Origin of the sequence: Palleronia salina, assembly GCF_900141995.1 — a bacterium.
Taxonomy (GTDB): domain Bacteria; phylum Pseudomonadota; class Alphaproteobacteria; order Rhodobacterales; family Rhodobacteraceae; genus Palleronia; species Palleronia salina.
On record NZ_FQZA01000004.1, the window covers coordinates 20,681 to 32,576 of the forward strand.

General features: G+C 67.6%; 13 protein-coding genes. 3 read left to right on the plus strand and 10 right to left on the minus strand.

All coding sequences use genetic code 11. From position 1 onward, the window contains the following. A complete protein-coding gene (gene dld, locus BUB76_RS07290; RefSeq protein WP_073128112.1) occupies window positions 1-1,689 on the plus strand; it encodes a D-lactate dehydrogenase in 1,689 nt (562 codons plus the stop codon). A 29-nt stretch (window positions 1,690-1,718) separates the two neighbouring features. Here dld and BUB76_RS07295 read toward each other — a convergent pair whose 3' ends face one another. Continuing rightward, window positions 1,719-1,973: a hypothetical protein gene (locus BUB76_RS07295; protein ID WP_073128113.1), complete on the minus strand. Its 255-nt coding sequence runs from the start codon at window positions 1,971-1,973 to the stop codon at window positions 1,719-1,721. Further along, window positions 1,963-2,607 (minus strand): Rho termination factor N-terminal domain-containing protein, encoded by a 645-nt coding sequence (locus tag BUB76_RS07300; protein ID WP_073128114.1) that lies wholly within the window; start codon window positions 2,605-2,607, stop codon window positions 1,963-1,965. Before BUB76_RS07300 ends, BUB76_RS07295 begins: the two co-directional genes overlap by 11 nt. A 124-nt stretch (window positions 2,608-2,731) precedes the next feature. On the opposite strand from BUB76_RS07300, the gene BUB76_RS07305 reads away from it, so the two are divergent. Beyond that, entirely contained in the window at window positions 2,732-3,937 is a 1,206-nt protein-coding gene (locus BUB76_RS07305) for a PQQ-dependent sugar dehydrogenase (RefSeq protein ID WP_073128115.1), read from the plus strand. Window positions 3,938-3,950: 13 nt separating this feature from the next. On the opposite strand, the gene BUB76_RS07310 is transcribed toward BUB76_RS07305, so the two are convergent. The 4 genes from BUB76_RS07310 to scpA form a co-directional block, all read right to left on the minus strand. Then, complete coding sequence (locus BUB76_RS07310) at window positions 3,951-4,289, minus strand: hypothetical protein (protein ID WP_073128116.1); 339 nt, start codon at window positions 4,287-4,289, stop codon at window positions 3,951-3,953. An 83-nt stretch (window positions 4,290-4,372) separates the two neighbouring features. Then, complete coding sequence (locus BUB76_RS07315) at window positions 4,373-5,053, minus strand: molecular chaperone DjiA (RefSeq protein ID WP_073128117.1); 681 nt, start codon at window positions 5,051-5,053, stop codon at window positions 4,373-4,375. Between the two features lie 10 nt (window positions 5,054-5,063). Next, window positions 5,064-5,693, minus strand: coding sequence for a VOC family protein (locus BUB76_RS07320; RefSeq protein ID WP_073128118.1), 630 nt, complete (start codon window positions 5,691-5,693; stop codon window positions 5,064-5,066). Between the two features lie 148 nt (window positions 5,694-5,841). Beyond that, a complete protein-coding gene (gene scpA, locus BUB76_RS07325) occupies window positions 5,842-7,959 on the minus strand; it encodes a methylmalonyl-CoA mutase (protein ID WP_073128119.1) in 2,118 nt (705 codons plus the stop codon). A gap of 215 nt (window positions 7,960-8,174) precedes the next feature. Between scpA and BUB76_RS07330 the strand changes: the two genes are divergently transcribed. Continuing rightward, window positions 8,175-8,579: a DUF4174 domain-containing protein gene (locus tag BUB76_RS07330; protein ID WP_308417668.1), complete on the plus strand. Its 405-nt coding sequence runs from the start codon at window positions 8,175-8,177 to the stop codon at window positions 8,577-8,579. A gap of 87 nt (window positions 8,580-8,666) precedes the next feature. Here the strand turns inward: BUB76_RS07330 and BUB76_RS07335 are convergent, their stop codons facing one another. From BUB76_RS07335 to BUB76_RS07345, 4 genes are all read right to left on the minus strand, one after another. Beyond that, the gene (locus BUB76_RS07335) at window positions 8,667-10,667 is read right to left on the minus strand and encodes an acetyl-CoA carboxylase biotin carboxylase subunit (protein ID WP_073128120.1); all 2,001 of its coding nucleotides are present in this window, start codon (window positions 10,665-10,667) and stop codon (window positions 8,667-8,669) included. A 22-nt stretch (window positions 10,668-10,689) separates the two neighbouring features. Beyond that, window positions 10,690-10,839 (minus strand): hypothetical protein, encoded by a 150-nt coding sequence (locus tag BUB76_RS17910; protein ID WP_175550276.1) that lies wholly within the window; start codon window positions 10,837-10,839, stop codon window positions 10,690-10,692. A 199-nt stretch (window positions 10,840-11,038) separates the two neighbouring features. Further along, window positions 11,039-11,227 (minus strand): hypothetical protein, encoded by a 189-nt coding sequence (locus tag BUB76_RS07340; RefSeq protein ID WP_073128121.1) that lies wholly within the window; start codon window positions 11,225-11,227, stop codon window positions 11,039-11,041. Window positions 11,228-11,510: 283 nt separating this feature from the next. Then, window positions 11,511-11,870 (minus strand): hypothetical protein, encoded by a 360-nt coding sequence (locus tag BUB76_RS07345; protein ID WP_073128361.1) that lies wholly within the window; start codon window positions 11,868-11,870, stop codon window positions 11,511-11,513. Between the last annotated feature and the right edge of the window lie 26 nt (window positions 11,871-11,896).

The window sequence follows — 11,896 nt, forward strand, 5'->3', positions numbered from 1 at the left end:
ATGTCCGATGCATCCTCTGCCCTGATCGACCGCCTGCGCCAGATCGTCGGCCGCAAGCATTGCCTGACCGACCCGGCGCAGACCGAGCGCTATCGCAAGGGCTGGCGTTCGGGCGAAGGCGACGCCATCGCGGTGGTGCGCCCGGGATCGCTGGTCGAGCAGTGGCGCGTTCTGCGCGCCTGCGTCGAGGCCGACACAATCGTCATCATGCAGGCCGCGAACACGGGCCTGACCGAAGGCTCGACCCCCAAGGGCGGATACGACCGCGACGTGGTGATCGTTTCGACCCTGCGCCTTGACGGAATCCACCTGATCCGGGACGGGCGCCAGATCGTCGGACTGCCGGGCAGCACGCTCTACAAGCTCGAGGAACTGCTCGACCCGCTGGGGCGCGAGCCGCACAGCGTCATCGGCTCGTCCTGCGTGGGCGCGTCGATCATCGGCGGCATCTGCAACAACTCGGGCGGCGCGCTGGTCCGGCGCGGCCCCGCCTATACCGAGCTGTCGGTCCACGCCCGGCTGAACGCGGATGGCAGGCTGGAGCTGGTCAACAATCTCGGGATCGACCTGGGCAACGACCCCGAGGAGATGCTGGAGAAGCTCGAAGGCGGCGATTTCCGCCCCGGGCAGATCCACGACGACGCGGGCCGCGCGTCGGATGACGACTATGCCGCCCGCGTGCGCGAGGTCGACGCCGCCACGCCCGGACGGTTCAACGCCGATCCGCGCGGCCTGCACGAGGCTTCGGGGTCCGCCGGCAAGCTGGCGGTCTTCGCCGTGAGGCTGGACACCTTCCCGACGGCCGAAGGGGCCAAGACCTATTACGTGGGCACCAACGACACGGCCCAGCTGACCGCCCTGCGCCGCGCTCTGCTGAGCGAGCTGGACGAGTTGCCGATCAGCGGCGAATACGTCCATCGCGACTGCTTCGAGATCTCGCGCAAATACGGCAAGGATACGCTCTTGATGATCCACTGGCTGGGCACCTCGCGGATGCCCACGCTCTTCGGCATCAAGGAGTCGCTGGACGCACGGTTTCACAAGATCGGGCTTCTGCCGGGCAACCTGCTGGACCGGGTCATGCAGGGCCTGAGCCGCCTCTTCCCCGAGGCGCTGCCGAAGCGGCTTCTTCGCTTTCGCGACCGGTTCGAGCATCACCTGATCCTGAAGGTCGCCGGTCCAAGCGCCGAGGCGACCGAAGAGATCCTGACCCGCACGGTAGGCGCGGACGGCTGGTTCCTGTGCGACCCGCACGAGGCGGCCAAGGCCACGCTGAACCGCTTCGCCGCCGCGGGGGCCGCCGCGCGCTATGACGTGATGCTGGGCAAGGACAGCGGCGGCCTGCTGCCGCTGGACATCGCGCTGCGCCGCAACGACGACGACTGGTTCGAAGTGCTGCCGCCGGACCTGGACGACCAGATCGCAGCCAAGATCTACTACGGCCATTTCCTGTGCCACGTGCTGCACCAGGATTACGTCCTCAAGGCCGGCGCGGACCCCGAGGCCGTGAAGGCGCGCATGCTGGAGATCCTGGACCGGCGCGGGGCCGAGTACCCGGCCGAGCACAACGTGGGCCACCTCTACGCGGCGAAACCGGCGCTGGTCGATCACTACAAGTGCTGCGATCCGACGAATTCGTTCAACCCGGGTATCGGGAAGACCTCGCGCAAGAAGCACTGGGCGGCGTGACAAGGCTGCGCCGCGACTGATCGCCAGGTCTAGCGCCGCCCAGCAAGCTCGAGGATCAATGTCCGCTTGTCCTTGTCCATGGGCGCGTCGATCCCGGCCTGTTTCGCGGCCTCGTAGACCTCGGCGCGAGGCCGGCCCAGCCATCCGGCGATGTCGTCCTCGACCGGGCCGTCCAGCGCGTTTAGCAACTCATCCCGCGTCATGTCGGTGTGCCCGCCCAGTTCGCGCACCGATCCCAGGTCGCGCAGCGCGTCCTTCGACAGCTCGGACAGCTCAACCGGCATCCTTCAGCGCCTCGACCAGATCGTCCTTGTCCATGTCCGACCGGCCGTCGACATCGTGGTCCTGCGCCATGTCGTAAAGCTCGTCTTTCGTCTTTGCCTCCAGCGACGCCTTCGAGCCCTTGCCGCGCCCGTTCCCGTCGGTGGCCTCGTCGATGGCGTCCAGCAGCTCGTCCTTGGTCATGTCCGACCGGCCGTCGATGGTCAGGTCCTGCGCCCGCTCCATCAGCATGTCCTTGGTGGGGCCGTCCTTCTTGATGCGCGCGACCTTATCCTTCACGTCGTCGGGCTGCTCCACGAACTGCCCCGAGCCGTCCTTCTTCTTCTGGGTCGAGCGGGCGTATTCATCCTCGGTCAGCAGCATGCGGACCTTTCGGGGCAGATACCGCTCGCCCGATTCCAGCGCCGCGTCGCCCGACTTGGTGCCCCAGTCCTCCTCGGTCCATTCGTGGAGGTCGGTGTCTTCCTGGTCGGGGCCGTCATCGGCATAGCCGCCGCCGCGCCGCTGGTATTCCTGCACGGCCATCTGCGCCTTGCGGGCAGACCACTGGCCGGGCTCGCCCCCCTTGTCGGACTGCGTGATCTCGTCTTTCACCTTCTCCCACAGGTCGGGGTCGGTCTTCTCGGCGCTGGACATGGACGTCTCCTTCTTCGATGCGGCCACAACGCCGATCAACACTGCGTGGGTTCCCCCTGCGGCAGAACGCCCGGGCCGGAACGCCCAACGTGGCGCGACGTTGTCCGGGAAACGGAGGTTTTCCATGACACGACTGATTTCAACGCTTCTTCTGGGCACCGCGCTGGCCGTGCCCGCCATGGCCGAGCAGCACGGCGAACCCGTCGAACAGGGGGCGAAGAACGTCCCCGAGTTCGAGCCCGCCTGGCCCAACCAGACCCGCGCGCCCGCCATGGACAGCGGCGTGACGCTGTCCACGCAGGTCGTCGCCGATGGCCTGACGCATCCCTGGGGAGTCGAGGTCCTGCCCGACGGTAGCTACCTGGTGACCGAGCGCGCGGGCAAGCTGCGCCACATCACCCGCGAGGGCGAGATGCATGACCCGATCTCGGGCGTGCCCGAGGTGTTCAACCGCGACCAGGGCGGCCTTCTGGACGTGGCGCTGGCGCAGGATTTCGAGGACAGCCGGACGATCTACCTGACCTATTCCAAGCCCATGGGCGACGGGATGTCGGTAACCGCCGCCGCGCGCGGCACCCTGACCGAGGACATGAGCGCGCTGGAAGACGTGACCGACATCTTCGTGCAGACGCCACCGTCGCCCACGGCCAAGCACTATGGCAGCCGCGTCGTCCTGGACGGTGATTATGCCTACATCACCACGGGCGAGCATTCGTCCATGAGCGAACGCGGCAACGCGCAGGACCTGGACAAGACCTATGGCAAGGTGATCCGCGTGACGCTGGACGGCGAAACGCCCGACGACAATCCCTTCGCCGACGAGGGCGAGACGGCCGCGCTGGTCTGGACGCTGGGTCATCGCAACGTGCAGGGCGCCGACATCCGGCCCGGAACCGGCGAGCTCTGGACTGTGGAACACGGGCCCGCGGGCGGTGACGAGCTGAACAAGATCACCGCTGGCGAAAACTACGGCTGGCCGGTGGTCAGCTACGGCCAGCAGTATTCCGGATCGCCCATCGGCAGCGGCGATCCCCGCGCCGAAGGGTTCGTCGAGCCGCAATATTACTGGGATCCCGTCATCGCGCCGGGCGGCTTCGCCTTCTACGACGGCGAGATGTTCGCCGAGTGGGAGGGCGACGTGCTGGCCAGTTCGCTTTATCCGGGCGGGCTGGTGCGGCTGAGCCTGGAAGGCGACCGCGTCGCCGGGGAAGAGCGGTTCCTGCCCGAGATCGGCCGGGTCCGCGATGTCGAGATCGACCAGGACGGGGCGATCCTGCTGCTGACCGACAAGAGCAACGGCGAGCTGGTGCGCGTCACCCCCGGCGGCTGAGCCCGCCCCGCCGCTACAGCTCGATCTCGCCCTCGGGAGGGTCCGGTGGGACGGGGTCGGATTTGCGGCGGATGATGATATCGCCATTCGGCAGGACCTCGGGCGGGTGATACCGGCCGAGGTCTTCGATTCCCAACCCCTCGAAATCCCACTCGCGCAGGGTTTCGGCCAGGTCGCGCATGGCCGGCTCGACCTCGCCCATGAGACCGCGCAGCAGGCGGCGCGCCCCCTCGGACAGCAGGTCGACCCCTTCCGAGATGTCGCTGTCGTCCCCGGTATCGGGCGTTTCCTGTGCAGCGGCGGGACCACCGATGGCGGCCAGGACGGCAAGGGTCAGAGCGATGTGTTTCATGGCGCCGAGCCTACGCCGGTCGTGGCCCCAGCCCAAGCGTTTCGATGCGGCCCCCGCGACGCCCGCGATCCGGCCCAACCCCGTCAGGCCGCGTCGCCCGTGATTTCCTCGTAGGCGCGGTTGATCGCCACCAGCCGCCGTTCGGCCAGGCGCACCGCCTCGGGCGGGACACCGCGGGCCACCATGCGGTCGGGATGGCTGTCGCGCACGAGCTGGCGCCAGCGTTTCTTCGCCTCGGCCGCGCTGGCCCCGGGATCGAGCCCCAGCACCTCGTAGGGATCCGGCTCGGCATCCGGGACGAACCGGGCGCGCAGGGCGCGGTACTGCCGATCGTCGAGCTCGAAGATATCGCGCACGCGGCCCAGGAACCGGTCCTCGTCCGGGTGGAACGTGCCGTCGGCCATGGCGATGTGGAACAGCCCCTCCATCAGGTCGCACAGCACACGGTCGCCTGCCGCGAACATGGCGCGGATGGACCTCGCGTAATCCTCGAACCCCGCCACGTCCTGACGGGCCAGGTTGAACACGCGGGCCGCCGACGCCTCGTCCTCGGGCGCGATGTGAAAGACCTCGCGGAAGGCGGCGACCTCGTTGCGGGTCACGGTGCCGTCTGCCTTGGCCATCTTGGCGCCCAGCCCGATGACGGCGATGGTGAAGGCCACGCCCCGTTCGCGCGGTCCGCGCAGTCGATCGAACACGCGGGCCAGGCTTTCGCCTGCGGCCAGCGCGGCAACGGCGTCCGAGATGCGTTGCCAGATCGACATGTCCGGCAGTCTAGGCGGTTTCTGTCAGGCTGGACAGCGCGACCAGCCCCCGCGGCGTGACGATTTCCGCCTCGAGCGAGGGATGCGCGCTCACCTCGATGGCGACCTTCGGCATCTGGGCCAGCGCGGGCCACTCGGCGCGCAGCCGCTCGGCCTCGGGATGGCGCAGGACCACGCGCTTCATCTTGCAGCCCCGGTCGGTCAGGCGGGATTGCGCGCGCGCGCCCTTCCACTGCATCAGAGCGGGCAGGACGTTGTCGAAGGGCAGCATGCCATCGGCGGGTACGGCCATGGACCATTCCAGCCCGCCCCGCTCGAACTGGGTCAGCTCGCCCATGCCCATGGGCGCCTCGGCCATCTGGCCGCGCAGGTCCTTGGCGCGCACGACCCAGTTGCCCAGGCGCGGCGGGCCGCTGAAGCCATCCAGGCCGAACCAGCGGGTCCGGCCGGGCTTGGGCGCGTCGGGGTCGACGGCGATCACCTCGAGGTAGCATTCCTCGCCTAGCGACAGCAGCCGGTTATGGGTGCCCATGAGCGCGTGGCTGCCGCCCGCCTCCAGCGGGACGCCCAGCATCTCCTCGACGGCGCGGCTGCCCTCGTCGAGCGTTTCGGCCAGAACGACCACGTGATCCAGTTGCATGAAAGATGCCTTTCCCGCCCGTCCCTTGGCCGAAACGGGCCATAAATTTCGGGATGCAGGGCAAGGGGCCCGGCCAGTTGTGCGCAACCTGACCGAAGCCGGGGGCGCGTGCAACCGGATGGATCAGCACACCTTCGCGACCGGCTGTCTAGGCGGGCACGCGGGCGGCGCGGACCAGGTCCAGGATCTCGGCGGCGGCCTTGGGGATGTTGGTCCCCGGTCCGAAGATCGCGGCCACCCCGGCCTCTTTCAGCGTCTTGTAGTCCTGCGCGGGAATCACCCCGCCGCACACGACGAGAATGTCCTCGGCGCCCTGCGCCCGCAGCGCGGCGATGAGCTTGGGCGCCAAGGTCAGGTGCCCCGCCGCCTGGGACGAGATGCCGATGACGTGCACGTCGTTGTCCAGCGCGTCCTGCGCGGCCTCTTCTGGGGTCTGGAACAGCGGGCCCACATCGACGTCGAAGCCGATATCGGCGAAGGCGGTGGCGATGACCTTGGCGCCGCGGTCGTGACCGTCCTGCCCCATCTTTACGACCAGCATGCGCGGCCGGCGGCCTTCTTCCTCGGCGAAGCGTTCCACGTCCTTCTGGATCTGCGCGAAGCCCGCGTCGCCCTCGTAGGCGGCGCCGTAGACACCGGCCAGAGTCTTCACCTCGGCGCGGTGCCGGCCGAAGACGCGCTCCATCGCGTCGCTGATCTCGCCCACCGTGGCACGGGCGCGGGCCGCCTCGACGGCCAGCTCCAACAGGTTCCCGTCGCCCTTCGCGCCTTCTTCCAGCGCGGCCAGCGCGGCGTCGCAGGCGGCCTGGTCCCGCTCGCCGCGGATCCTGTCCAGCCGCTTCATCTGGCTGGTGCGCACGCCCGCGTTGTCGACCACGCGGATGTCCAGGTCGTCTTCCTTCTCGAGCCGGAACTTGTTGACCCCGACGATGACCTCTTCGCCGCGGTCGATGCGGGCCTGCTTGCGTGCGGCGGCTTCCTCGATCCGGAGCTTGGGCATCCCGGATTCCACCGCGCGGGTCATGCCGCCCAGCTCGTCCACCTCGGCGATCAGCTTGCGTGCCTCGTCGATCAGGTCGGCGGTCAGTTTCTCGACGTAGTAGCTGCCCGCCAGCGGGTCGACCACGTTGGTCACGCCCGTCTCGTTCTGGAGGATCAGCTGCGTGTTGCGCGCGATACGGGACGAGAAATCCGTAGGCAGGGCAATGGCTTCGTCGAAGGAGTTCGTGTGCAGCGACTGGGTGCCGCCCAGCACCGCGCTCATCGCCTCGTAGGCGGTGCGCACGATGTTGTTGTAGGGGTCCTGCTCGGCCAGCGACACGCCGCTGGTCTGGCAATGGGTGCGCAGCATCTTCGACCGGTCGTCCTGCGCGCCCATCTCGGTCATGATCTCGTGCCACAGGAAGCGCGCGGCGCGCAGCTTGGCGGCTTCCATGAAGAAATTCATGCCGATGGCGAAGAAGAAGCTCAGCCGCCCGGCGAACTTGTCCACGTTCATGCCGCGCTCCTTGGCGACGCGGACGTATTCCTTGCCGTCGGCGAGGGTGAAGGCCAGCTCCTGCACCAGGTTCGCGCCGGCCTCCTGCATGTGGTAGCCCGAGATGCTGATCGAGTTGAAGCGCGGCATCTCTTTGCTTGTGTAATCAATGATATCCGCGACGATCCTCATGCTGGGTGCCGGCGGGTAGATATAGGTGTTGCGGACCATGAACTCCTTCAGGATGTCGTTCTGGATGGTCCCCGAAAGCTGCGCGCGGTCCACGCCCTGCTCTTCGCCCGCGACGATGAAGCTGGCCAGCACCGGGATCACCGCGCCGTTCATGGTCATGGACACCGAAATGTCCTGTAGCGGAATGCCGTCGAAGAGGATCTTCATGTCCTCGACGCTGTCGATGGCCACGCCCGCCTTGCCCACGTCGCCCTCGACGCGGGGGTGGTCGCTGTCATAGCCCCGATGGGTCGCCAGATCGAACGCCACGCTGACGCCCTGCTGGCCCGCGTCGAGCGCCCGGCGATAGAAGGCGTTGCTTTCCTCGGCGGTGGAGAAGCCCGCGTATTGCCGGATGGTCCAGGGGCGCCCGGCATACATGGTGGCCTTGGGGCCGCGCGTGAACGGCGCCTCGCCCGGCATGGAGCCCATGTGGTCGAAGCTTTCGCCCGGCCCGTGGACCGGCGCGATGTCGATGCCCTCGGCCGTGTGCCAGGTCAGATCCTCCACCGACTTGCCACGGAGTTCCTTGGCGGCGCGGCTCTTCCAGTCATCCATGGCGGGTGATCCTTCCTGTCTTCGCGGCGTCGCTCTCAAAAGGCTGTGCGATGGTGCCGCAGGTCTTCGTATTCGCGCGATTGCTGCCTATATTCAAGATCATGAGACCAAGCCCCCTCCGCGCCGTCGTGTTGTCTGTAATGGCCCTTTTGCCCGCTGTCCCCCTGTTAGCGCAGGAAGCGGAGACAGCGGCCGCCCAAACCGTCGAGGTGCCCGTGCTGGAAGAACCCGTGGACCGCTGGCGCGAGGACCCGAAGGTGACCTTCGACGCGGCCGAGGTGTCGCTGGAGGATTTCCGCTGGATCGCGCGCCCCGTGGTCGTGTTCGCCGACAGTGAATTCGATCCGGCCTTCCAGGAACAGATCGACCTTCTGGCAGGCCGTGCCGACCAGCTGGCCGAGCGCGACGTGGTGGTCATCACCGACACCGACCCGGACGCGCGGTCGGACCTTCGTCTGAAGCTGCGCCCCCGCGGCTTCATGCTGGCCCTGATCGGCAAGGACGGGATGGTGAAGCTGCGCAAGCCCTTCCCGTGGGACGTGCGCGAACTGAGCCGCTCCATCGACAAGATGCCCATGCGCCGCCAGGAAATTCGCGAACGGCAGAACGCCAACCAGTAGGCCGGACCGGGCTGCTACTGCCCGCCCCAGCCTATCCGGCATCCGTGGCGTAGCGCCCCGCCGCTGGGCAGGGCGTCACGAAGGCGATTATTCGAACTCGAGAATGACCTCGTCCACGGCCAGGCTGTCGCCGGGGCCCGCGTTGATCTTGCTGACGATACCCTTGCGCTCGGCCCGCAGGATGTTCTCCATCTTCATGGCCTCGATGGTGCAGAGCGCCTGCCCCTGCTCGACCGCCTCGCCTTCCTCGACGTCGAGCTTCACCAGAAGCCCCGGCATCGGGCAGAGCAGCATCTTGGACGTGTCGGCCTCGGCCTTTTCGGGCATGTGGCGGGCAAGCTCGGCCTGGCGGGGCGAATAGACCCGCACCGACAGGTCGGCGCCACGGGTGCGGATGCGGTAGCCGCCGGTTTCGCGCCCGATCTTCAGGACCAGCGGCGCGCCGTCGACCGTGAGCCGCGCCAGCGGCTGCCCGGGCACCCAGTCCGAGGTGACGCGCATCTCGGTCCCGTCCTCGTGGCGCACGGTCGCGCCATCGCGGTCGGCGTCGATGGTGACCGGCATCTCGACATTCTGGGCCAGCACGACCCAGTCGCGACCGACCTTGCGTTCGTGGTTGTCCATGCGGCCCGACAGGCGGGTGCGCCGGATCTCGGCCACACGGTTCATCGCGGCCGCGGCCGAGGCCACGCGACGCAGGGCGTGATCGCTCAGCTGCACGCCGTCGAAGCCGTCGGGGTATTCCTCGCCGATGAAGGCAGTGGTCATGTCGCCCGACACGAATTTCGGGTGATCCATGACCGCCGACAGGAAGGGCAGGTTGTGACCGATGCCTTCCAGCTCGAAGCTGTCCAGCGCCACGCGCATGGCCTCGATCGCCTGGGCCCGGTCGGGCGCCCAGGTGCAAAGCTTCGCGATCATCGGGTCGTAATACATGCTGATCTCGCCGCCTTCGTAGACGCCGGTATCATTGCGCACGATGTGCCGGTCGTCCTGCAGCTCGGCAGGCGGGCGATAGCGGCTGAGCCGGCCGATCGACGGCAGGAACCCGCGATACGGGTCCTCGGCGTAAAGACGGCTTTCGATGGCCCAGCCGTTGATGCCCACGTCCTTCTGAGAGATCGACAGCTTCTCGCCCGCGGCGACGCGGATCATCTGCTCCACCAGGTCGATGCCGGTGATCAGCTCGGTCACCGGGTGTTCCACCTGCAGGCGGGTATTCATTTCGAGGAAGTAGAAGTTCTTGTCGCCGTCGACGATGAACTCGACGGTGCCAGCGCTGGTGTATCCCACCGCCTCGGCCAGGTCGCAGGCCTGCTTGCCCATGGCCTTGCGGGTCTTCTCGTCGAGGAACGGCGACGGGGCCTCTTCGATGACCTTCTGGTTGCGCCGCTGGATCGAGCACTCACGCTCGTTCAGGTAGATCGTGTTGCCGTGCGCGTCGGCCAGCACCTGGATCTCGATGTGGCGGGGCTGGGTGACGAATTTCTCGATGAAGATGCGGTCGTCGCCGAAGCTGCTGGCCGCCTCGTTCTTGGAGCTCTGGAAGCCCTCGCGCGCCTCGGCGTCGTTCCAGGCGATGCGCATGCCCTTGCCGCCGCCGCCGGCGCTGGCCTTGATCATGACCGGGTAGCCGATGTCCTGCGCGATCTTCACCGCTTCGTCGGCATCCTCGATCAGGCCCATGTGGCCCGGCACGGTGCTGACCCCGGCCTCGTCGGCCAGCTTCTTCGACGTGATCTTGTCGCCCATGGCCTCGATCGCGCCCTTGGGCGGGCCGATGAAGGCGACACCGGCCTCGTCCAGGGCAGCGGCGAACTTGGGGTTCTCGGACAAGAAGCCATAGCCCGGGTGCACCGCCTCGGCGCCCGATTGGCGGATGGCGTCCATGACCTTGTCGATCACGATGTAGGACTGGTTGGCGGGCGCGGGCCCGATATGGATCGCCTCGTCGGCCATCTGCACGTGCAGCGCGTCGCGGTCCGCGTCGGAATAGATCGCCACGGTGGCGATCCCCATCTTGCGGGCGGTCTTGATGACGCGGCAGGCGATTTCGCCACGGTTGGCGATCAGGATCTTCTTGAACATCGTCACTGGTCCCCGGGCACGATCAGTAGGCGCACATCTGCGGCACGACACCCTTGCAAGGGTCGCCGCGCTCGTATTCCGGTCCGGTGCCGCTGTTGGCCGAGACCGCGACACCGCCATCCGAGATACCCGGGCCCGAGGGCGCTCCGCATCCCGCAAGCAGAAGCGCCAAGGCCCCTGCTCCCATAAAATGCCGCATCACGTCCCTCCCCTTTCGCCTTTGTTCCGTTCCAGATGCCATGGCCGGCAGCAAAAGAACAATGGGCCTTGTGTAGGGGGACCGGCGAAGAGCGCGGGGCGTGACACAAAAAAGGCGGCGCCGGTCCGTGAGAACCGACGCCGCCCGTTGTTGAAAGTGCTGGCCGCCAGGCTCAGATGTCGTCCGACACCGCGCCTGCGGCGGCGCCCAGCGCGGCGCCCGTGATGGGATCGCCGGACACGACCTCGCCGGCGACGGCGCCACCCACGGCGCCCGTTCCGGCGCGTTCCAGGTCGGTGTTGCCGCAAGCGGCAAGGGCGGCGAAGGCGCCGACGGCAGCGATGCGAAGGGTCAGGGTCATGGGGCGTATCCTTTTGAAATCCTAATCTTGGCGCCCCAACGCAAAGCCCCCGCCGTCGTTCCTTGCCCGGCCCCAAGAAAAATGGCCCGACCGGGGACAGGTCGGGCCAAAGGAAGGGTAACGGTTTTGACAACTGCCGAGACGGTGTGCTGCAGCGCCCCGGCATGCATAGCTTTGACGACGGATTCGCCCCACGCCTACGCCTGTTTCGACACGTCCCCGAGATGCGCCTGAATCTGCCGACGGGCGACGGGGACCAAGCAGATTCCCGCTTACCGCTAGGTCAATCCTGCGGTCCGTTCTCGCGCAAGCCGGGGAAGCTTGCGTCGATCCGCGCAGGGTCCAACCGGAGCAGCGCCTCGTAGCTTTCGGGGTCGAACGGATCCTCGGCGGCCACGACCTCGCGCTCGAAAAGCCAGCTCAGACGCCCCCCGTCGAGATTGCCGCGCTCGAACGGCGCGTCGCCGAAATAATCCCACAGCGCCCACAGGAACCACGCATCGGCGCGCCGGTCGGCGGGCCGACGGTCGGCGTAGCGGTCTCGCCGGATCAGCCTGGTCGCGCCCTTGGGATTCGCACGGCGCAGCGTGAACTGGAAATCGGTGCCCGGCAGGCGGCTGGGAAAGCCGCGATGCTTGGTCATGGGAGGCAGCGCCATGGCGTCTTTCG

Excerpts from the sequence above, each read along its gene's own strand:
- dld (WP_073128112.1), top strand. The coding sequence starts at position 1 with ATGTCCGATGCATCCTCTGCCCTGATCGACCGCCTGCGCCAGATCGTC.
- BUB76_RS07295 (WP_073128113.1), bottom strand. The coding sequence starts at position 1,973 with ATGCCGGTTGAGCTGTCCGAGCTGTCGAAGGACGCGCTGCGCGACCTG.
- BUB76_RS07300 (WP_073128114.1), bottom strand. The coding sequence starts at position 2,607 with ATGTCCAGCGCCGAGAAGACCGACCCCGACCTGTGGGAGAAGGTGAAA.
- BUB76_RS07305 (WP_073128115.1), top strand. The coding sequence starts at position 2,732 with ATGACACGACTGATTTCAACGCTTCTTCTGGGCACCGCGCTGGCCGTG.
- BUB76_RS07310 (WP_073128116.1), bottom strand. The coding sequence starts at position 4,289 with ATGAAACACATCGCTCTGACCCTTGCCGTCCTGGCCGCCATCGGTGGT.
- BUB76_RS07315 (WP_073128117.1), bottom strand. The coding sequence starts at position 5,053 with ATGTCGATCTGGCAACGCATCTCGGACGCCGTTGCCGCGCTGGCCGCA.
- BUB76_RS07320 (WP_073128118.1), bottom strand. The coding sequence starts at position 5,693 with ATGCAACTGGATCACGTGGTCGTTCTGGCCGAAACGCTCGACGAGGGC.
- scpA (WP_073128119.1), bottom strand. The coding sequence starts at position 7,959 with ATGGATGACTGGAAGAGCCGCGCCGCCAAGGAACTCCGTGGCAAGTCG.
- BUB76_RS07335 (WP_073128120.1), bottom strand. The coding sequence starts at position 10,667 with ATGTTCAAGAAGATCCTGATCGCCAACCGTGGCGAAATCGCCTGCCGC.
- BUB76_RS07340 (WP_073128121.1), bottom strand. The coding sequence starts at position 11,227 with ATGACCCTGACCCTTCGCATCGCTGCCGTCGGCGCCTTCGCCGCCCTT.
- BUB76_RS07345 (WP_073128361.1), bottom strand. The coding sequence starts at position 11,870 with ATGACCAAGCATCGCGGCTTTCCCAGCCGCCTGCCGGGCACCGATTTC.